Source organism: Neoaquamicrobium sediminum, assembly GCF_013240295.1.
GTDB classification, from domain to species: domain Bacteria; phylum Pseudomonadota; class Alphaproteobacteria; order Rhizobiales; family Rhizobiaceae; genus Aerobium; species Aerobium sediminum.
This window is the reverse complement of the sequence record NZ_JABETK010000003.1, coordinates 580,696-600,780: the sequence shown is the minus strand read 5'-3', so window position 1 is coordinate 600,780 and position 20,085 is coordinate 580,696. Positions and strand designations below refer to the sequence as shown.

The 20,085-nt window shown below is 62.2% G+C and carries 17 protein-coding genes and 2 pseudogenes; 4 read left to right on the top strand and 15 right to left on the bottom strand.

Going from position 1 to position 20,085, the window contains the following annotated elements:
* Nucleotides 1–16: 16 nt before the first annotated feature.
* The 10 genes from acs to HK436_RS25530 form a co-directional block, all read right to left on the bottom strand.
* On the bottom strand, nt 17–1,963 hold the full coding sequence (gene acs / locus HK436_RS25575) for an acetate--CoA ligase (RefSeq protein WP_173194470.1): 1,947 nt from the start codon (nt 1,961–1,963) through the stop codon (nt 17–19).
* Between the two features lie 246 nt (nt 1,964–2,209).
* Nucleotides 2,210–2,428 (bottom strand): IS66 family insertion sequence element accessory protein TnpB, encoded by a 219-nt coding sequence (gene tnpB, locus HK436_RS25570; protein ID WP_280515830.1) that lies wholly within the window; start codon nt 2,426–2,428, stop codon nt 2,210–2,212.
* 486 nt (nt 2,429–2,914) lie between these two features.
* Entirely contained in the window at nt 2,915–5,215 is a 2,301-nt protein-coding gene (locus HK436_RS25565; protein ID WP_173194468.1) for a VWA domain-containing protein, read from the bottom strand.
* Nucleotides 5,212–6,135, bottom strand: coding sequence for a hypothetical protein (locus HK436_RS25560; RefSeq protein ID WP_312860741.1), 924 nt, complete (start codon nt 6,133–6,135; stop codon nt 5,212–5,214). Before HK436_RS25560 ends, HK436_RS25565 begins: the two co-directional genes overlap by 4 nt.
* An 83-nt stretch (nt 6,136–6,218) precedes the next feature.
* A complete protein-coding gene (locus tag HK436_RS25555) occupies nt 6,219–6,584 on the bottom strand; it encodes a hypothetical protein (RefSeq protein WP_173194466.1) in 366 nt (121 codons plus the stop codon).
* Between the two features lie 8 nt (nt 6,585–6,592).
* Complete coding sequence (locus HK436_RS25550) at nt 6,593–6,730, bottom strand: hypothetical protein (RefSeq protein WP_173194465.1); 138 nt, start codon at nt 6,728–6,730, stop codon at nt 6,593–6,595.
* Entirely contained in the window at nt 6,727–7,254 is a 528-nt protein-coding gene (locus HK436_RS25545; RefSeq protein ID WP_011749578.1) for a hypothetical protein, read from the bottom strand. Before HK436_RS25545 ends, HK436_RS25550 begins: the two co-directional genes overlap by 4 nt.
* Nucleotides 7,251–7,673: a hypothetical protein gene (locus HK436_RS25540; protein ID WP_173194464.1), complete on the bottom strand. Its 423-nt coding sequence runs from the start codon at nt 7,671–7,673 to the stop codon at nt 7,251–7,253. The genes HK436_RS25545 and HK436_RS25540 overlap by 4 nt, the downstream gene beginning before the upstream one ends.
* Nucleotides 7,674–7,738: 65 nt before the next feature.
* Complete coding sequence (locus HK436_RS25535; RefSeq protein ID WP_173194463.1) at nt 7,739–8,311, bottom strand: hypothetical protein; 573 nt, start codon at nt 8,309–8,311, stop codon at nt 7,739–7,741.
* 1 nt (nt 8,312) lies between these two features.
* Nucleotides 8,313–8,792, bottom strand: coding sequence for a hypothetical protein (locus tag HK436_RS25530; protein WP_011749575.1), 480 nt, complete (start codon nt 8,790–8,792; stop codon nt 8,313–8,315).
* Between the two features lie 136 nt (nt 8,793–8,928).
* Here HK436_RS25530 and HK436_RS25525 point away from each other — a divergent pair, with 136 nt between their 5' ends.
* Genes HK436_RS25525 through HK436_RS25515 form a run of 3 tightly spaced genes read left to right on the top strand, consistent with a single transcriptional unit; the run spans nt 8,929 to nt 11,770 of the window.
* Complete coding sequence (locus HK436_RS25525; protein WP_173194462.1) at nt 8,929–9,411, top strand: putative pterin-binding protein; 483 nt, start codon at nt 8,929–8,931, stop codon at nt 9,409–9,411.
* The gene (locus HK436_RS25520; protein ID WP_173194461.1) at nt 9,408–10,745 is read left to right on the top strand and encodes a sensor histidine kinase; all 1,338 of its coding nucleotides are present in this window, start codon (nt 9,408–9,410) and stop codon (nt 10,743–10,745) included. Before HK436_RS25525 ends, HK436_RS25520 begins: the two co-directional genes overlap by 4 nt.
* Complete coding sequence (locus HK436_RS25515) at nt 10,742–11,770, top strand: response regulator (protein WP_173194460.1); 1,029 nt, start codon at nt 10,742–10,744, stop codon at nt 11,768–11,770. The genes HK436_RS25520 and HK436_RS25515 overlap by 4 nt, the downstream gene beginning before the upstream one ends.
* A 320-nt stretch (nt 11,771–12,090) precedes the next feature.
* On the opposite strand, the gene HK436_RS25510 is transcribed toward HK436_RS25515, so the two are convergent.
* Nucleotides 12,091–12,240: a hypothetical protein gene (locus tag HK436_RS25510; protein WP_173193772.1), complete on the bottom strand. Its 150-nt coding sequence runs from the start codon at nt 12,238–12,240 to the stop codon at nt 12,091–12,093.
* Nucleotides 12,241–12,448: 208 nt separating this feature from the next.
* Nucleotides 12,449–15,503, bottom strand: a pseudogene (locus HK436_RS25505) (aminotransferase class III-fold pyridoxal phosphate-dependent enzyme).
* Between the two features lie 130 nt (nt 15,504–15,633).
* Between HK436_RS25505 and HK436_RS25500 the strand changes: the two are divergent.
* Nucleotides 15,634–16,080, top strand: a complete 447-nt coding sequence (locus HK436_RS25500) for an Lrp/AsnC family transcriptional regulator (protein ID WP_173194459.1) — start codon at nt 15,634–15,636, stop codon at nt 16,078–16,080.
* Nucleotides 16,081–16,147: 67 nt separating this feature from the next.
* Here the strand turns inward: HK436_RS25500 and HK436_RS31850 are convergent.
* The 3 genes and pseudogenes from HK436_RS31850 to HK436_RS25490 all read right to left on the bottom strand — a co-directional run bounded on the left by HK436_RS31850 (nt 16,148) and on the right by HK436_RS25490 (nt 20,083).
* Nucleotides 16,148–16,443 (bottom strand): annotated as a pseudogene (locus HK436_RS31850) (RES family NAD+ phosphorylase).
* Complete coding sequence (locus HK436_RS25495) at nt 16,440–16,805, bottom strand: antitoxin Xre/MbcA/ParS toxin-binding domain-containing protein (RefSeq protein ID WP_376769208.1); 366 nt, start codon at nt 16,803–16,805, stop codon at nt 16,440–16,442. Before HK436_RS25495 ends, HK436_RS31850 begins: the two are co-directional and overlap by 4 nt.
* Before the next feature lie 305 nt (nt 16,806–17,110).
* Nucleotides 17,111–20,083, bottom strand: a complete 2,973-nt coding sequence (locus HK436_RS25490) for an autotransporter family protein (protein ID WP_173194457.1) — start codon at nt 20,081–20,083, stop codon at nt 17,111–17,113.
* Nucleotides 20,084–20,085 lie beyond the last annotated feature (2 nt).

Sequence of the window (20,085 nt, the reverse complement as noted above, 5' to 3'; positions counted from 1 at the left end):
GCAACCTGCCGCCTGACTATACCGCATCCTTTCTGGCCCTTGCGACATCCGCAAGAGCTGCAACGACCCCGGGGTCGACAAGGGTGGAAACGTCGCCGAGTTCCTCGACCTTGCCCTCCGCGAGCTTGCGCAGGATGCGTCGCATGATCTTGCCAGAGCGTGTTTTGGGCAGTGCGGTAGCCCACTGGATGACGTCAGGCTGGGCGATCGCGCCAATCTGGCGCCGAACGAAGTCGCGCAGCTCCTGCCTCAGCGCTTCCGTTTCCCCCTCGCCAGCTTTAAGCGTGACGAAGGCGTGAATGCCCTGCCCCTTGACCGCATCGGGATAGCCGACGACGGCCGCCTCAGCGACGGCCTGATGGGCGACCAGCGCGCCCTCGATCTCCGCCGTGCCCAGCCGATGGCCCGACACGTTGATGACGTCGTCGATGCGGCCGGTGATCCAATAGAAGCCGTCCTCGTCGCGCCGGCAGCCGTCGCCGGTGAAGTAGAGGCCCGGGAACCGCCGGAAATAGGTTTCGATGAAGCGCGCCGGGTCGCCATGGATCGTACGCATGATGCCTGGTCCTGCGTCCCGAAGGCACAGCAACCCCTCGGCGACACCTTCAAGCACCCGACCTGCGTCGTCGACAAGCACCGGCTCCACGCCAAAGAAGGGCAGCGCCGCAGAACCTGGCTTGAGCGGCGTGACGCCGGGAACCGGCGCGATCATGATCGTACCCGTTTCCGTCTGCCACCATGTGTCAATCACCGGGCAGCGTCCCTCGCCGACCACCTCGAAATACCAACGCCAGGCTTCGGGGCTGATCGGCTCGCCGACCGAGCCAAGGATCCGCAGCGAGCTGCGGTCGATGCGCATGACATGTTCGTCGCCCTCCCGCATCAGCGCACGAATGGCGGTCGGAGCTGTATAGAAAATTGTGACCCCGTGTCTGTCGCAAATCTCCCAGAATCGCGATGGTGTCGGCCAGGTCGGTATACCCTCGAACATCACCGTGGTGGCGCCGTTGGCGAGCGGGCCGTAGACGATATAGCTGTGCCCCGTCACCCAGCCGACATCGGCGGTGCACCAAAAGATATCGCCGTCGCGGTAGTCGAAGACGTGGCGGTGCGACAGGGCACAAGCGACGAGGTAGCCGCCCGTCGTGTGCAGCACTCCCTTGGGCTTTCCGGTGGAACCCGAGGTGTAGAGGATAAACAGTGGATCCTCGGCATTCATCCATTCGGGCTCGCACTCGGCGTTCATTGTATCGACGAGGTCCAGATAGCGTATGTCGCGACCTTCCACCCAATCGACCTGGCTCGCCGTACGACCGACGACGATGCATTTCTCGACGAACGGGCAGCTCTCTATCGCTTTGTCCATGTTGTGCTTAAGGGGTATTGTTCTGCCGCCCCTTACACCCTCATTGGCGGTGACAACGACACGCGCGCCGCAATCCCTAATTCTGCCGGCGAGCGCTTCCGCAGAAAATCCGCCAAAGACCACCGAATGCACCGCGCCCAACCGGGCGCAGGCAAGCATCGAGATCGCCGCCTCGGGAATCATCGGCAGGTAGATCGCGACCCGATCTCCCTTACCGATCCCCAGCGATCGCAGGCCGTTGGCTAAACGGCAGACGGCGCCATGAAGCTCCCGGTAGGTGATCCGCTCGGCAAGGCCGGGCTCGTCGCCCTCCCACAGGATCGCCACCTGATCCCCGCGCGCATCGACATGCCTGTCGACGCAGTTGTGGCACGCGTTGAGCGTACCGTCCGCAAACCATTTGATCGAAACGATGTCGGGTCCAATGTCGATATTACGCACCCTTGTGAAAGGCACCTGCCAATCGACGCACAGAGCCTGCTTAGCCCAAAAGGCATCGGGCTCCTCAATCGAGTGCCGATACATCTGTGTAAAGGCATCCATATCGAATGAAGGGACATAACCCGGCACACTTACGACATCGAGTGTAGCAGACATACGACCTGTTTCCGTCTTGCTTGAGGGCCGGAGCGAAGCCGGATATGACCAGCAACCACGACATTATCGGAGCTGCCAGACCTCACCTCAAATGAAATTATGTGCCGTCTCTGCGCAGTAATTTTGTAGTGAAATATTGTCCTCCACATTGTCCGCGCCCGCTATTCGGCTAGAGTGCGGGCACCTGAAACTTTCAAACTGCTTGAACAGCGCCGTCAAACGCATCACGCCGCGCTACACCTTCGGTCAGCGGAACTCGCCATCCTCCAACAGTTTCGCATGTATACAGACGCCAGTGCGGTCCCCGAAGATCAGCTTGAACCGATCCGTTCGTTTGGCACGGAAGATATAGACCGCATCGCCACATGGATCGGCACCCATCGTCTCGCGAGCCAGCGCGGCCACTCCCTTCCCTCCCTTGCGGAAGTCCCCCGTTTCATCGGTACCATATCTCTGACGGCACATGGCGGCCCGATCACGACGTTGCCGTCAGCGCACGGATCACCGCCGCAACCGTCTTGGCGTCGGGTCTCCGGCCAACCCGACTATCGATGCCCTCGATCTCAAGCTCGATCCCACTTCGGCTTTTCCGTGGCGGCCTATGTCTTCCATGAAACTGCCTTTTAGCAGTTCGCCCCGGAAGCAGACCGGAACGCCGTTCGGCAGCTAAGCACGGCTGCTGCGTGGTATTCCGGTGCTTGGCTGCTTGCACGGGTGATAGGCATAGCTCTGCGCAGAACGGGACCTGATCGCCGCAAGGCGCCGAAGCTGCTCGGAGAGCTCATTGCCGTTATCGGATTCGCCATTCGCAATGTGCTTTGCCTGCGATCGTCCCCTGTGCCCCTGGCTCTGCAGCCGCGACGGGTACGACAAGGGCGAGAAAGCCAAATTCAATGATGGCTGATGTGAGCATGGCTGTGACTACTCTAGGTTCATTGGAATTGTCGTAGATCATTCGCCGAGCGTGATCATCGCGCGTCCGAGAACGCTCTGGCTTTGTAGGTCGAGAAACCGCACTTCGTATTGTCCCGGCTCGTCCGGGAGCTTGAATACCGTTTCGGTTTCGTCGCCCACGCGATGGACTGCAATCCAGGTAAAGTCGGGCGCATCAGCTCGTGCCAGCGCCACGCGCCGGTCGGCATCGCCAGCTTCGATTGTCCACGAAACTGTAACGATATCGCCCGGCCTTGCTGTACCAGGAACCATAAGCCCGGCACCCTCGTCTATCGGCGCATCCGCCGCCAGCACCTCGAGCGGTCGCCGGGCCATGACCCGATCGCCGCGGTCCAAATGGTAGCGGATTTCATAGGCACCAGGCTCCGCGGGTGCAGTGAACGTGGCCTGATCTTCGTCCTGAATACGGCGATAGCCACTTTGCTCGCCGTCCGGTGTGCCGCCGGGAACGATGGCTATGTAGTCGCGCGGATGTATGGCACCGGTCCAGGATAGCGTGATCTCGGCGCCGGCCCGCGCCCTGTCCGGTCCGTCAAGCGAAACATCACCATCCAGCACCTCGACCGGAGTGCGGGCGAGCACGCGGTCCCCCACGTCCAGTTGCAGGCGCACCTCGTAGAGGCCGGGCTCGGCAGGCGCCCGCAGCTCTCCCTCGCTCTGATCTTGCATGCGATCATAATCGGCATAGGTGCCGTCCGCGGCACCGGCGGGAACGATCGTCACGTAGTCGCGCGGATGCAGGCCCTCGCCCTGCCAGGCGACCGGGAACGCCGACCCGACAACGACTTGAGCCGGCGCGGAGACACTGACCTCGGCGTCGACAACCTCGATCGGGGTGCGGGCGAGCACGCGGTCCCCCACGTCCAATTGCAGGCGCACTTCGTAGAGGCCAGGCTCGGCAGGCGCCCGCAGCTCGCCCTCGCTCCGACCTTGCATGCGATCGTAGTCGGCATAGGTGCCGTCCGCCGAACCGGCGGGAACGATTGTCACGTAGTCGCGCGGGTGCAGGCCCTCGCCCTGCCAGGTGACCGGGAATGCCGACCCGACAACGACCTGGGCGGGTGCGGAGACCGTGACGTCGGCATCAACCACCTCGACCGGGGTGCGGGCGAGCACGCGGTCCCCCGCGTCCAATTGCAGACGCACTTCGTAGAGGCCAGGCTCGGCAGGTGCACGAAGCTCGCCTTCGGTACGGTTCTCCAGCCGGTCATAGTCCGCATAGGCTCCGTCTTCGGCGTCGGCGGGGACAATTGTCACATAATCACGCGGAGCCAGTCCCTCACCTTCCCAGCTCACCGTAAACGCGGAGCCAACCAAGGTTTGTGCCGGGCCGAATACCTGGGCGGCGGGCTGCTGCGACGTGATGGGCGGGAAAATGGCGTGGACACTGCGCGCGCTGTCCAACGCCAAACTGGCCTCGGTCTGCGAGAAGTCATCCTGCGCCGTCGAATGGACCGTCACGATATACTCGCCGAACGGAAGGTCCGTGGTGAAGGGGTTCGCGGTGCCGGTCTGCACCATGTTGAACGAAGTATCCGATATCTCCCAGATCACCTCGCCGGACAGAAGCGGAAGCTCCAGTGGCGCTGCTGGCCGCTCCCAGACGGTCTCGTCGCCGATCTCCTCGCCTCCGAGATTTGCGGTGAAGGTGAAACTCCCTGAGGCAGGCGCGGCAGTGACCTCGCGCAAGGCCTCGTTGAGTTCCTGGGCATTGTCGGCAGTCAGGAAGCGGCCGCCGGTTTCCTCGGCGATGCATTGCATCTGCAACAGGGCGTCGGCTTCGCCCCGCACATCGAAGCCAATGACATGGGCGGTAAAATCTACGCCCGCTTCTTCCAATGCACGGGCGGCGGCGCAAGGATCAGGATTGCAGGTCTCGATCCCATCGGAAACCAGGATCACCGTCGCCGCCTGTTCGGTGTGGCGCAACGCCTGAGCCGCGGTGATGACGGCATCGGTCATCGGGGTCATGCCCCGCGGGTTCAACCCTTCAACGATGCCGGCGATCTCTGCCGCAGTGCCGGGCGCGGGTTCGACCAAGGTCTCGATATCCGCGCATTGCCCGCGCTCGCGATGGCCATAGGTGACGAAACCGAGATTCTGATCGGCGGGGAAATCCGACACAATGTCCCCGACGACATCGCGCGCGATGGTGATTTTGTTTATCCCATCGATCTGCCCCCACATCGACCCCGAGGCGTCCAAAACAAGGATCGTGCTGGGGCGCTCCTGGGCAAGCGCCGCCGGCGCAAGGGCGGATGTCAGGGCGATAAGCCCGGCGGTCACAAGAGATCTCATGCGGCTTCTCCATCGCGCGCTGTCCCGAAGCGGGCACCGGCGCGCTCTTTCAGCTTGCGGAAATGTGAGGACATCTGCTCCAGCCGCGCATCCCACTCAGGGTCGGGCTCCTGGCCATCGGTGATCCTGAAATAGACCTGCATCAGGCAGGTGACGGCGAAGGGCTCGAGAAAGGCCGCCTTGACGCTCCAGGCGAACAGCAACGCGAAAACGAAGCCGCCCGCCGACCAGGCGCCGGGCATGACGTAGACCAGTGCCGCTGCCGGCGCGAGCATCACGAGGAAGATCAGGAAGGCGAGACCATAGGTGAAGAGGGTCAGCCAGGCGGCGTTCCGGAGCATCGCCTTCCAGTTCTGGCCATAGAGCACCAGCGCCTCGCGTGCGGATCCCCAGGGATCGGTCGAGCGGGTGCGGATGGCATGGGCGAGGATCACCTCATCGATGAAGCCCACCGCCACGCGCAGGAAGGCCTGCACAATGCCCATCAACTGCCGGACATAGGGGATCGGCAGGATGGACAATACACCGCGCACAAGGCCGATGACGGCGCGAATGACTCCCTTGACCAATTGGTCCAGCGCGAAGAGCAGTGAGGCCTGGCCGAAGCGCCCCTTCACCACGGCCGCTGCATGGGCAATCTGGCCGCGACCTTCCGGGAGGGGCTTGCCGTCAATCAGTTCGACAAGAACCGCGACATGGCCTGCCTTAACGATATAGAGAATGTATTCCCGAAGCCAGTACATTACAGCGCCGGTCAGGCCAAAACCAGCCATGCCGCCCCATACCATCGCGGTCGCGCGGAACTCGTCATCCCCGAAGGCGCCAACGCCCCAGCCGACCCCAATACCGGCGCCGGTGGCCAGAATATAGGCCAGTGTGATTCCGAAATAGACGGCGGCACGTAGGAGCACGAAAGGCATTGTTCGGCCCAACAGTCCGAGAGCTTGTCCGATATTGAAATCCCACATGGCTCCGGTTCCTTTTGGGGCAATCAGCTTGAAGGTTAAGATGCGGGGGAAGCTTGTTCGCCCCCGAGATGGCGTCGCAGCCAGGCATTGATGTCATTGGCGACCTGCCCAGGTCCATCGCCCGATACGCCCCAACGTGACAACGGAACCCGTGTTGCCGGGCGGGTGTTGCGAAAAACCAGAACCACCTTCGAGGTGCTGCGGTCCTCTCGCGAGGTATGGCTGCGGTCAAGTTCGGCACTGTCGAGCGCCTCGAGCGGATAGTCCCGCTGACGCGTGACGAGGCGCGATGTCCGGATGATGCTGACCAGCCCCGACCCTGCGTCCAACCTGAGCCGTGTGCGCTCGGACAGGGCGATATATCCCGCGAGAAAGGCCCCGTTCAGCCCGACCAGCAGCACCAGCGCGGTCAGGATTTCTCCCCGATCAGATTGGCCAGCCCGATCAGGGTGATCGGCAGGACAGGCAGCATGACGAACCACAGGATAAAGCGCGGTATCGCCAGTTCCAGTTCCAGTCGTTCGGGCGTATTCGTCTCAATACTCATGACGGGTTTCCCTTTCCCTGGCGGGAGAGCCAGCCATTGACGACGCCCGTCAGATGCGCCACCTCTTCGGGATCCGGGCGGAACATGGGCACTATGATCTCGCGCCGCTCTGGTCCCGATCCGCAAATCAGCACCAGCCGGGTCTCATCGTTTCCTGCCGCCGTGCCATAGTGCGCGATGCTTTCCAGCTTGTGCAGGTCCGAGAGTGCGAATGTCTCTTCACGCCGCCCGCGCAATGTGGTCACACGCAGCCGGACAAGACCGGCATGCCTGTCCAGGCTCAGTTGAGTCAGCTGCACCAACTCGTGCATGTAGAGCCAACCGATCAGGCCCACCACGGCAAGCACGATGATCCCCGTTCCGGTCGCACCATCCCCGATGGCTGCCAGGCCCGCCGCGATCGCCACCAATATCACCGCCGCAGCAATCACCGCCCGCCGGACCGGACGATTCTCGATCTCCAGCACGCTGTCGGAGATTTGCGTCACGCGCAGCGGATCAGCCAGAAACTCGGCCAGTGTCATGGGCCTGCACCCAACGACGTGTCGATCCGCCCCTCGACGTCGCGACAGTCGTCCGGGGCATCCCGGCGGCATAGGGTTGCCGCAAAGCTGGCCTGGATGCGGCCTTCATCCTCAAGATCCAGCAGGTCGATCGACATCTGCGGCGGCTCTTCCTCGCTTTCCCAGACCGCGCCCGCCATCGCCCCGCGATCGGGCCGCATGTCGATGGCCAGACCGGCGGGCGGCGTATCTCCGGAAGGCTTGCCGTGAAAGATCAGGCCGATAGAAATGCTGCCGTCACCAAGTGCATGCAGTTCGATCATGGTCAGCGGGCCGATATCGGTGATCTGCACCATCGCCGAGCCATCATCCTGACGCATCACCTGCCAGTTCAGTTCTTCACCGTCCAAGTTTGCCCCGATCTCGCCGATGGCGTCCAATGCACCAGCGGGGGTTGCGATTCCTAGGGCCAGGACAAGCGGGACAAGCACCTTCATTGGCATTCCTATCGGCTGATCAGCTGTTCGCGGACGCCCCGCGCCGAATTGCGTTTTGTTCCCATCGCCTCATTGGCCGAGAAGAAACTGATGATCCCGTCCGAGCGCCGCGCACCGGTGCCGAATTGCCATTCGAATTGCGGCGCCGAGACAATCTGGCAATCCTGAACCAACGCCCATTCCCAAGGCTCCGCGCCGGGCTCGGAACCCGTTGAAGTCAACATATAAAACTGCGGGTCCATTGCCTCGCCACGCACAAAGTCAAAGCGCAGCGGCTTGTTGCCACCTCGAACCGGCACCAGTTCGGTCTGAATGCCGTCCGAACCCAGATACAATCGGTTGCGGTTCCGATCATAAATGATCTCGAAGGTGCTCTCCTGAACGCCTATTGCCACACTCGTTCCGATGGCGGCTTCGGTCCACGTTCCCGCGATCAGCGGACCAATCTGTCGCAGGTCAAAATTACCGGCGCGATGGACGTCCGCGTGGCAGACCGGGTTGGACGGTTCACCGGCCAGTGCTGAGGTTGCCGTAGCGATCAGCAGCAGGGCCGCAGTTTGGGCAAAGGCGGGTCCAGCCATCTCAGTCAAGCTCTTCAAGCCGGGTGTCGAAGCTGAAGGTGACGGGCCGGGTTTCGGATGAGGGGCCGCCACTGACTTGCCCGGTGAGCGTGCCCTTCAAGGCGACAATCCCGTCGCCCGGCGTGAATTCCTCCAGGGTCAGTGTCAGGCTGTCCTGATCGCCGGTCCAATTCCGTCCCATGTCGCGCGCAAAGGTGATCGTCAGCGCCATTTCGCCGGGCGCGGGCAATTCGCCATTGATCGTCAGTTCCAGATTGACCGGCCCCTGATCGCCCTCCATCTGTGAGGCAAGCAAGGAGGCATCGGCATAGTTGCCGATGATCGTCGCGCCGGACAATTCGGGGGCAACAGTCAGCTCCAGCGGCTGATCGCCAAAACTGCCGGTAACCAGCCCTCCAGGCTCGTCGGCCAGCGCCGGCAGCGCCAGAAGACAGGCCAGAACAGGTATGCCCGCTCTTCGCATGGTCGAGAAGATGGTCAAGCGTAGATCCTCCTGCTGTTTGATTCCGAGTTTAGTTCTGCTCAAGACTGGCCGCCCCGTTCGTTTGAACGGGGAACATGTAGTCTCCTGTGATAGAGTTCAGTCCGGAACCTGGTTTTCATTTTGGGTTGTGGTGATGAGCTTGCGGTATCACATCGTTCAGACCGCGTTGATGACGGCACTTGTGTTCATGGCCGTACCAGCGGCTGCCGAGGACGTCCTGCTGACCCTGACCGGCGCGGTCACGAACGGCAGAGTGGAGATGACGCGCGCGGATTTCGATACGATGGACTGGCATGAGTTTTCGACATCGACCAGCGTCACAGATGGCAGGCCGGAGTTCCGCGGTGTGCTGATGCGAGACGTCCTCGCCCATGCCGGAGCCGAGGGAAGTAGTGTGCGCGCGACAGCGTTGAACGACTATGTCGTCGATATACCTGTCGAGGATTTTCACCGGTTTGATGTTCTAGCCGCGCTTTACATGGATGACGTGCCTCTGACCCCGCGTGACAAGGGTCCAGTCTGGATCGTCTATCCGCGCGACAATCACGGCGTTCTGGCCGATATACGGTATGACATGCGATGGGTCTGGCAGCTTGTCGCGCTGCATGTGCAATGACCGGCACAGGCGGGCGGGCCCGCTATCTGTGGCTTGGTGGGCTGGTGGCGATCTGCCTGGGCCTGTTGGCGCTGGCTGCGTGGCAGCTTGTGGTGCTGGAACGCCAGATGCGCATTGCCGCAACCGAGAACATGATCTGGGTCTTTGGCCAGACGCAGATCGAGGCCTTGAACCTTGCGCTGGCGCTCTCGGATGAGGCAGCGCCACAACAGATCCAGACCCGTTTTGATATATTGGTTTCGCGGCTGACGCTGTTGGAAGAAGGGCCGCAACGTCGCTTTCTCGAGAATGCGGGAGTGTCCGAAACACTTGCACGCTGGCGCAGTGGGCTTCTGGCGCTTGACCCCGCGCAAGGTGCCGATCCGGCCGCGCTGCGGGCACATGTCACGGCGCTGGTCGCTGCACTAAGGACCAAGGCGAGTCTGGTGATGTCCCATGAATGGCAGAGTCAGGCCACGCGCCTGGACAGCCTGAAGCACCTGCATTTGCTTGCGCTGATGTCAGTGCTGGGGGCTGCTGTAGCGGGATTGGGGCTGGTGGCAATCCTGATCGATCGTGAGAGGCGGCTGATGAGCGGACAGCTGGACCACCTGCGGGCTGAGAAGCTCGCCAGCGATCTGGAACGCGAACGCGAAACTTCCGAGAACCACCGCCGGTTCGCCGACCTGATTGCCCATCAGTTCCGCACGCCGCTAGCCGTAATCGACAGCGCGATGCACCGCCTGACGCGGCGCAGCGGCGGCCCGGTTCCACCAGAACTGATCTCGGAAAAGGCGGCGGTGTCCCGTGAGGCGGTCGCGCGGCTCGTGAAGTTGACAGATACCGCATTGATGATGTCCCGGCTGGAACGCGATGCGGTTCTTCCTAGCCTGCGCGCCCATGACCTAAACGATCTTGTATCTTCAGTCATTGATGACCTGATGGCGACGGCGTGGGACCGCGACCCGGCCCGTATTCGGCAGTCGGTGCAAACAGAACCAACTGTCGCGCTGTGCGATCCGATGCTGACCGCCGAAATTCTGTCCAACCTCCTGCGCAATGCGCTCTTGTATTCTCCGCCCGATTGCCGCGTCGATGTGAGTGTTTTTCAGTCGCGGGACTGCATCGTCTGTCGGATCGAGGACAGAGGGAGGGGTATGTCGCCCGAAGAGATTGAGCGTGCTTTTGACAGGTTCTACCGAGGCAGCGGGCACGAGACTTTGCCCGGCTCCGGATTGGGGCTGACGCTTGCGCGCGATCTGGCGCGAATACAGGGAGGAGACGTGACCTTGACGCAGCGTGACGGGGGAGGCCTGACAGCCGCGCTTTACCTGCCGAAGGATGACGTCGCATGACCGCGCCACTGATCCTGTGTGTCGAGGATGAACCATCCCTGCGCGACGACATCGCCTTCGAACTGCACGAGGCCGGTTACATCGTGAGCGCCGCCGGAGATGCGCGCGAGGCGCTGGCCTGTCTGGAAAGGCAGCGCCCCGATCTGATCCTCTGTGACATCCTGATGCCCGGCATGGACGGCAAGAGGTTCATGTCCCATTTGCGCCGGACGAGACCCGATCTTGATGACGTGCCCTTTGTCTTTCTGACTGCCCTGTCCTCGCGCCAGCAGGTAATCGATGGGCGCATGGCGGGGGCCGACGATTATGTGACCAAGCCCATTGATTACGACCTGCTTCGTGCCACCGTTGAAGCGCGCCTGAACCGGATGCAAAGGTTGCGCGAAATGCCGGGAGACCGGTCCGGCCTGACCGCCCTCGACCGCTTGGCTCTTGGCGTGGTGCTGCTCGACGCCAATGGCGGCGTGGTCCATGCCAACCCTCTCGCCCAAAACTTGTCGGGCGCGGCCGGAATCTCGCTGAGTGGGCGTATTACCGCCAGCGGCGAAAATGGCCGGAAGCTGTCCGCGTTGATCGCAGGGTTGGCCCCGGGTAAAGGGATGGCCCCCACGGGGTTGCGCTTGGACGATGGGTGCCGGCTCGTGCTTATCGGGATGTCGCTGCCAGCGCACTCGCACCATGATGAGGCGGTCGCCATGCTGATACTGAGCGGCACAGACAGCAAGCCCCCTATGAACACTGCGACCCTTGGCCAGTTGTTCGGCCTGACGCCGATGGAAGCCCAGGTCGCGTGTTTGTTGGCCGAAGGGTTGCGCCGCAGCCAGATCGCAGACCGGTTGGCGATCTCGGGTACGACCGTCGCCTTCCATCTGCGAAACATCTTCTCCAAGACCGGGGTGCAAAGGCAGGCGGAACTGGTGGCATTGATTCTGTCAGTCCCACCGACACAGTGCTGCGGTTGTGAGGACTTCGCGCCGCCCGTGCCGGACTGCGGGTCGCTACGCCCCTCGCCCCGTCGGCAATGAAATCGATCGGTGGCTAACAGATGGCGAAACAATTGCAGATACGGTCGCCGACGACGACCACTTGCTAGGGTCCAGATCTGTATTTTGCAGAGCTTGCGGTGTTTCCCTTGAGGGTTTCAAGGATCTGTCCGCACTGACGGCTGCGAGCAGCTGTCGTGCTGTATCGGGTTTCACAAGGCCGAACGTTGCATTGACTCAAAGCGGGCTCGTTGGCCCATCTGGTTACCTTCGCAGATCGTTCGTCCCTGCGTTCCCTCTCGGGACACCGCCCTCGGATCAGCTTTCCGGCTTCACCGCTGGCATATGGAATCTACCTCACCTCATGCTTCGAACAAAGTGCCGTCAGGCAGCATTGCGTGCGTGATCACGGCAAGACGGCGGGCAAGCGCCACGCGCGCTGCATTGTTGACCGAATCTTCGATGGCGGCACCCACACGATCATCGTAGGCGTGATTCGCGATATTGCCCATTACACGTCACGGAAGCCTCTTATCTATCATGCTGGTTCATTTGGCACCGTTTCGATGGGGCTCCCAGAATGAACTACCGAATAACGGGAAACCTGTGAGGAATACCTCTCGCGCATGATCGGGATTGGAACGGAGATACCTTGGGGCAGAATAAACGCCCTGACGGGAAGTGACATGTCGCAACGCGCGCGAATACTGCACGGGCCTGCTAAGCGCCTTCGGCTGATACCATGGCGAAAGTGTCCTCTAACACTTCAATAAGATGATCCGCATCAGCACGGCTGAAGACCATTGGCGGACGCATCTTAAGCACGTTGTCTTGCGGTCCCTCGGTGCCGATCAAGACGCCGCGCACCTTGGCCCCCTCATTGACCTTGCGGGCGAAGGCAGTGGCAGGCTCCTTCGTTTTGCGGTTGTTAACCAGCTCGATACCGAGGAACAGGCCCTGCCCCCTGACGTCGCCGATGACCTCATAGCGCTGTTGCATCGCCCTGAAACGGGCGACGAGGTAGGCACCGATCGCGGCGGCGTTGTCGCGAAGGCGATCCCGCTCGATAACGTCGAGCACGGCAAGACCCGCAGCGCACGACACCGGGTTGCCGCCGAAAGTGTTGAAGTATTCCATGCCATTGTTGAACCGATCGGCGATCTCGCGCGTGGTGACCAGCGCCGACATCGGGTGGCCGTTGCCTATGGGCTTACCCATGGTGACAATGTCGGGAACCACGCCTTGCATCTCAAAAGCCCACCAGTGGCTGCCAACACGACCGAAGCCGACCTGCACCTCATCGGCGATGCATAAACCGCCAACAGCGCGGACCATCCTGTAGACTTCGCGGAGGTAACCCTCGGGCAGAATGACCTGGCCAGCGACGCTGGGGATGGATTCCGCGATAAAGAAGGCTGGCGCGCGGCCCTGCTTGCGCATCGTTTCGATCTGTTCGCCAATGCTTTCGGCAAAGCGTAAGGCATACTCCTCCACCGGCCAGTCCAACGGCGCACGGTAGCTATCGGGAATGGCCGCCTCGAAGACATGCGCCGGCTTGCCCTTGCCGCCCTTGCGCTTGTATTTGTACGGGCTGAGGTCGATCAGTTCCTGGGTGGTGCCGTGATATGCCCAGTCGAGCACCAGCGCATCATTACTCCCGGTCATGGTGCGTGCCATGCGCAGCGCGAGCGAATTGGCCTCGCTGCCGGAGCAGGCGAATGAGGCGACCGACAAGCCCTCCGGTAAGGTTGCTGTCAGCCGCTCGGCGTAGGTGACAACGGCGTCGTGCAGGTAGCGCGTGTTGGTGTTGAGCCTCGCTGATTGGGTGCAGATGGCCTCGACTATGTCTGGGTGGGCGTGGCCGAGATGGCAGACATTGTTGAAACAGTCGAGATAGGCGCGGCCTCGGTCGTCGATCAGCCAGGCGCCCTCGCCGCGCACGAACTTGATCGGCTCGGAATAGGAGATCGACAGATTAGGCAAGAGCGACGTCCTGCGCGCGGCGACGATCTCGGGGCGCGTCCGACCTGTCTGAACAAAGGTCTCGGGGGTATGCCGGCGAGCGTTGCTGCATCCGGAAACAGCTCGCCCCAAACATTGAGATATCGCGCCTCGCCGACACCCAGTATATCGCGGGCGGAGAGATTGAGGTCGGTCGATATCTGGAGGTGCAGGTGCGGCGCCCACCCTCCGTTTTCCACTGGCGCTCCCATTTCGCCGACGAGCGCGCCGGCTTGCAGCTTCTCGCCCGGCTTTAGGCGCGCCATCGCCTCATGTGCCATGTGGCCCCACAGTGTGACGAAGGGCGGGCAGCCGTCAGGTCTGTGTTCCAGTTCTATGAGACAGCCATAGCCGAGTGGGTCTTCCTCGATTTCCACGCTTCTGACGGTGCCGGGGAGCGGCGTGTAGACTTTGTGCCAGCCTGCAAAAACAGGTCGAGGCCAAGGTGATGGACCCGGCGGGCGCCCTCGATGAAACGCGAACAGAAGATATCGGACGTGTAAACCGTGCGCGCCTCACCCCATGGGCCGATGCCAAGTTCGATGCCGTGTTCGGCACACCAGGCGTCCCACCAGGCGGTGGCCTTGTCGGGCTGCCGGGCGGCCGAGGTGACGGTCATCGGATGGGCCGGATCGCCGTAGGGCACCAGCGCCTTGACCTGGGTTGCCGGGTGACGATCGAGGACCGGCGCAAGGCTTTTCCTGTTGGCCTCGATCCAGGCGACTACGGCCCGGGCGCCCGGTGTAGCTTCGAATCCGCAGGCGTTGCGTAGGATGGACGTGGCGAACCTGCGGTTCATGGCGCCAAAGCGGCGGAGCAGCCGCCAGGCCGGGGCCTCGGAGATAGCAAGATAGGGATTGTCGGCGGACTTCTCCTTGCGCTGCGCCGACAGCGTAACGGAGATTACCAGGCGCATCGCGATGAGGTCGAACAGGACGTCAAGCTCCTCCTCGCGCAGCGGATACTCGGCGTGGAAGCCGGCAACCAAGGTTGCAGCAGCGCCGATCGGGTCTTCGACATCGAGAATGGAGTAGGCGCAGGCAACGGCCACCTCAGCGATCAGAGGTGAGTAAAGCGCGTCGCCGAAATCGATTATGCCGGCGATGCGCTCATGGTTGTCCTCGTCGACGAGGACATTCCAGTCATTGGCATCGTTATGAATGACCTGGGCACGCAATCCCGCAAGATGCGGCGCGACCGCGGCATCGAAGTGATCGAGCAGGCCACGCACAAGCGCACGATCTGCCACATCAGAGATATGGTGGAGACGCTGACGCGCCGCACCGGCTTCGCGGATGTCCCAGTCGAACGTACGCAATGCGCCAGGATGGATGAAGCCCTGAAGTGCACTGTCAAGTCGGCCAAGCGCACGGCCAAGATTTTCGAGAAGCGCAGGGGTTCGCCCTGACATGGCCATGGGCAGTCCGGGCAACCACGTCACAAGGCGGACCGCGTGACGTTCGCCGGCATCACTTATCGCGTCGGCCAGCGGCGTGCCGTTTTGCGAGATCGTCAGTCGGGGTGCGGCGACATCGGGGTTGTTTCGCGCGAGATGGTCAAGCAATGCGACTTGGAACTCGCACTCCGAAACTGGTTCGCTGGCGTTGACAATCTTGAGGATCCACTGCGAGCCGTCATCGTGTGAGAGCTTGAAATTCTGGTCGCGCTCACTATCCAGGACTGTGACACGACCACCGATGCCAAACCTATCCATAGCCAACTGGGCGGCTTCTCTAAGGGAAAATGCGGGCGCGGGATGAGTCACGTCGGTCATGGGCAATCCAAAATTGTCATTACTGGAGCTTGGCACGAGCCGAAAAGTTCGGCATCCGGCAAAGCGTCGGTTGCACCGACACTATGACGACCTGGACCAGCATTTTAACGACGCGGATCGAAACCTCGCCATGAACGAACTCGATGCCAAGGACAGAGCCATTCTGGCAATTCTTTCTCAGGAGGCCCGCATCCCGCTAAAAACGTTGGCTGGGCGGGTCGGGCTGTCACGAAGTGCCACCAGCGGCCGCGTCGCCGCCCTTGAAAAGAGTGGCGTCATACGCGGCTATCGCGCCGATATCGGACTAATGGATACCAAGCTGGTTTCGGCGTTCCTGCTGATGACGCTGGTATCTACGCCATCAATCGGTGTGCTCGACCAACTGGCGGGCTACGCGGAGGTGCGACGGGTGTCGTCGGTCACCGGCCAGCTCGACCTGGTGGTCGAAGTCGAGGTGGCTTCGATTGACCAGCTGAACACCCTGCGTGACAACATTTCCGCGCATCCGAGTGTGCAGAACCTCACGACGCTGATTGTGCTGCGGCGGGACATCGAGCGGCGGGAACCAAGTAGCTGAGCCCGTTGCGGCATTGCCGTGTAGGTTGGCAAAAGGCCCCTCCCCTGCCCCGGGAATTTGCAACACCTCAGCGCCAAGACAACTGGTCCTTCGGTAGCCGGCCACTCGGATCGAAGACCCTCACCTTGTGCGGCAGATCCTGCCCCCAATCGATTTCGTAAGAACATAGCGCGCAGGAATCTATTCGATGCGCAAAGCCCAGACTGGGTTCCTTGACCGCCGTCATAATGCTCAAGCCGAGATAGAGGGCCGGTACTCCCTTGGGGTTGAAGCAATCCCCCTGATTGCTGCGCCATCCCCCGACATCGGCTTGAGTGCCCATCGCGGATCATGCGCTCGGTAGCATGTCCCTAAGAATCTCACGCAAATCCGCCAAGAGCCATGTGATCGAGATAGTCCCGAACTGCTGCAGCCTTGCCTTCCTTGACCAGGGCCTCGGCAGTCCGGCAGCCGAATGCCGGCAAGGGCTGGGCGCGATACCAGGCCATGGCCTGCTCCTTGCCGCCGGCCCACTCCGTCACGCGGCTGATGATCTCCAGCATTTCACGAAGGCGCCCCTGCGTTTTGGGAGCATGGCTGCGCTGGGCACGATAAAGCGTCTCTCGCGCAAGCCCCGCGGCCTCGGCAAGCTGGGTCTTGGACATCCCAAACTCGTCTGCGAGCTTATTGACCGCGATCCTTCCAGTCCGATCCATGTAGGACAGCACCAAGGATTCGTCAGGCATGGAAACTTTTGTGGCCGCGGTCATTCAGGTTACCTTGCCATATCGAATTGCACAATTCTTGTGCAAAATATACGGCGTCTTTGACTAGGCGGCGACTCTTTTCGATTTTTTGGCATGATGCTTGCTCCCGGAGGAGCTCACATCCGATCGGTTATCCGTATCATCTGAGTTTGGAAATCCGCTCCCAAGTCGCACTCTCAGGCACTCAAGATGGCCCGGCACCAGCTGTCCCGCGCGGGTGCTTAGGTCAAAATGAATCTGGCCTCCGGATTTAGCCACTGAACTTCATTATCGATTGTCGATGCCTAGAACCGCCTGGCGAGTTCCAGGCCGATCGCGTGTTCCTGCGTGTCGTTTCCGAACGCCGTGCGGTAGTCGAAGCCCAGTGTCCAGGCCTGCGGGAGCTCGGCGTCGAGCGACAGGCCCAGCGTCACATAGCTTCGGTTGGATGCCTCGATATCCAGCCAGTACGGCAATCGCTCCATGTCGATGTAGCCCATGCTGATCCGGCTCGATCCCGCGAAATCGTGCGTGTACTCAACGCGCGCGCCCGGGGTCAGTGTGCCCCAGCCCGTCTTGAAGGCGTATTTGGCGCGAAGGCCGATGACGCCGGATACCGTATCGATGCTCTGGTCTCCGTAGCGCAGCCCGAAGTCGCCTCCGCCTTCTTCGGTGAAGCCGTCGAGCCAGGTACGGGACATCTCGACGCGCCCATAAGGCGAGACCAGCCAGGCCTGGTCGCGGAACTCGTAGGCCGCGGTCAGCGAACCGAAAAGCTGGTGTCCCGAGCGCGTGCCGTTGGCGAAGTCGCCGTTCGCGGTGACAAACCGTCTGCTGTCGAAATCGAGCCAGCTTCCACCAATGAGGCCATCCAGGAAGAAATTGTCGAGCGGCTTGTAACTGCCGTAGACAGCCGCGCTGTAGGCACGGCCAGTGCTCTGCGTGCCGTTGGCGCCGACATCTGTTCGATCACGGCCGAAGCCGACACCGAAGCCGCCGATGAACTTCTTCGAGAACCGATAGTCGATCCCGGCGCTGACCCCGACCATCGTGTGATCGAGGGCAAGTCCGCCATCGTCGCTCTCGCCGAAATTGACGTAACCGCCGGTCCAGGCCGCGAAGGGTCCGAGATCCGGTCCTCCACCGTTGCCGGATGCGGACGAAGTGGCCTTCTCATCCGAGGCGAATGCGCCGCTTTTAGACGCGCCGGTATCATGCGGCGCATAGCCGAGGACACCCGGTTTCTCATGGGCCCGTTCGACAAGCTGCTGGATTTCACGGTCGCCGCGGCTTTCTTCCGCATTGTAGCCGAGGCGCAGATTCATGCTGTTCGTGCGCCGGTCTCCTTCGTCATGCAATTGTTCCAGCCGGTCGTTGAAGTTGCGTGTCTGCACCTGCGCGAAGCGCTTGGCGGCATCGACCTGGGCAGTCAGCAGTCCCACCACCTCCGGGTCCTGCGCAGGGTCGGGCCGACCGACGATGGTGAACGCGATCGTTCCGGGCGCCGACGTTCCGGCGGCGTTGGAAAGCGTGAAGCGTAGATCGGCTTCACCCGCGTAGGTGGCGCTCGCGGCAAAGATCAGTTGGTAGGTCTGGCCGTCGCGCTCGATGCGGGCCGTGCCGGCCGCGGCATTTGATAGATCGACGATCGCGGCCCCCGTGAACGGGCCTCCTGTGGCGCCCTCGGCAAGGTCTACGGATGCCGTGTCGCCCGCATCGACTTCGATTGTGCGGGAGATGACCGTCGGCACGGGCTGCGCCCGCTCGACCGTGACCGTATAGGTTCGGGTCGTGGTGCCATCTTCGGCGATGACTCCGACCTGAATCGCCGTTGAGCCGACAGACAAGGCAATCGCCTGACTGGCACTGCCGGACGCCACACTTTCCCCGTTGACGGTAATCGCTGCTTCAGCGTCATCGGCTGTCGGCGTCAGTGCAATGCTATCGACGGCGTTGGCCACGCCAATCGCATAGTCGAAACTGCCGGCGTCGAAAGCGGGATCGAGCGTACCGACACTTGGCACCAGATTCGCCAATCTCGCATTGGAAGACGCCGCGCGGGTGACAGTGGCGGTATAGGCACGGGTGGTCGTACCGTCCGCGGCAGTAACGACGACCTGAATGGCGGTCGACCCAACCGCCAGCGCGATCTGCTGGCTGGCGCTGCCGGAAGCGACCGTTTGCCCGTCAACGGCGATCGTTGCTGTGGCCTCCGTCGCGGTCGGCGTCAGCGTGATGCTGTCCGTCCCGTTGTCGACGGCAACGGCATAATCCGTCGTCGCCGGGTCGAAGGCCGGATCGAGAGCCCCCGCGCTCGGCACAAGGCCCGCAAGCGTCGCCTCGGCGGAAGCAGCGCGAGTGACTGTGACCGTATAAGTTTGCGTCGTCGTGCCGTCCTGCGCAGTGACCACCACCGGGATCGCCGTCGTGCCAACCGCCAGCGCAAGCGCCTGGCTGGCGCTGCCGGACGCAACAGCCTGTCCGTCAACGGCGATCGTCGCTGTGGCCTCCGTCGCTGTCGGCGTCAACGTGATGCTGTCCGTCGCGTTGTCGACGGCAACGGCATAATCCGCCGTTGCCGGGGCGAAGGCCGGATCGAGTGAGCCGGCGCTCGGCATAAGGCCCGCAAGCATCGCATCGGCGGAAGCCGCGCGGGTGACCGTGACCGTGTACGCCTGGGTCGTCGTGCCGTCTTCTGCTGTCACGACCACCGCGATTGGCGTGGAACCCACCGCCAGCGCGATCTGCTGGCTGGCGCTGCCGGAAGCGACAGCCTGTCCGTCAACGGCGATCGTCGCTGTGGCCTCCGTCGCTGTCGGCGTAAGCGTGATGCTGTCCGTCGCGTTGTCGACGGCAACGTCATAAGTGAGCGTTGCGGGATCGAAGGCCGGATCGAGCGTGCCGGCGCTTGCCGCAAGGCTCGACAGCGTCACATCGGTCGAGCCGCCGCGCGTCCAGGGCGTCCCTGCTGCGAACGGCACTGTCATCGGATTGCCGGCCAAGTCGGTGATCGATCCATTCGCGCGAGCATCGAGGCGCAGCGAGCCCATACCGGATATGCCGGTGACGTTGACATGGTAGGTCACGCCATCCGCGGTGCCGATGCCGGCGATCTCGCCCACGGCAGAACCAGCTGTTGTCAGCACGAAATCCGACTGGTCGACCCCGTTCACCTGCTCGGAGAACGTCACGTCGAAAAGGGCCGACGTCGCGTCCGGTGCCGGGCTGCCGCTGACCGCGCTGGAGATCGCCGTCGGCGCCACGGCATCGACGATCACGC

Bases quoted from the DNA above. Each gene is read 5' to 3' on its own strand.
- acs (WP_173194470.1), bottom strand. From the start codon at position 1,963: ATGTCTGCTACACTCGATGTCGTAAGTGTGCCGGGTTATGTCCCTTCA.
- tnpB (WP_280515830.1), bottom strand. From the start codon at position 2,428: ATGTGCCGTCAGAGATATGGTACCGATGAAACGGGGGACTTCCGCAAG.
- HK436_RS25565 (WP_173194468.1), bottom strand. From the start codon at position 5,215: ATGAGATCTCTTGTGACCGCCGGGCTTATCGCCCTGACATCCGCCCTT.
- HK436_RS25560 (WP_312860741.1), bottom strand. From the start codon at position 6,135: ATGCCTTTCGTGCTCCTACGTGCCGCCGTCTATTTCGGAATCACACTG.
- HK436_RS25550 (WP_173194465.1), bottom strand. From the start codon at position 6,730: ATGAGTATTGAGACGAATACGCCCGAACGACTGGAACTGGAACTGGCG.
- HK436_RS25545 (WP_011749578.1), bottom strand. From the start codon at position 7,254: ATGACACTGGCCGAGTTTCTGGCTGATCCGCTGCGCGTGACGCAAATC.
- HK436_RS25535 (WP_173194463.1), bottom strand. From the start codon at position 8,311: ATGGCTGGACCCGCCTTTGCCCAAACTGCGGCCCTGCTGCTGATCGCT.
- HK436_RS25525 (WP_173194462.1), top strand. From the start codon at position 8,929: ATGAGCTTGCGGTATCACATCGTTCAGACCGCGTTGATGACGGCACTT.
- HK436_RS25520 (WP_173194461.1), top strand. From the start codon at position 9,408: ATGACCGGCACAGGCGGGCGGGCCCGCTATCTGTGGCTTGGTGGGCTG.
- HK436_RS25515 (WP_173194460.1), top strand. From the start codon at position 10,742: ATGACCGCGCCACTGATCCTGTGTGTCGAGGATGAACCATCCCTGCGC.
- HK436_RS25510 (WP_173193772.1), bottom strand. From the start codon at position 12,240: ATGGGCAATATCGCGAATCACGCCTACGATGATCGTGTGGGTGCCGCC.
- HK436_RS25500 (WP_173194459.1), top strand. From the start codon at position 15,634: ATGAACGAACTCGATGCCAAGGACAGAGCCATTCTGGCAATTCTTTCT.
- HK436_RS25495 (WP_376769208.1), bottom strand. From the start codon at position 16,805: ATGCCTGACGAATCCTTGGTGCTGTCCTACATGGATCGGACTGGAAGG.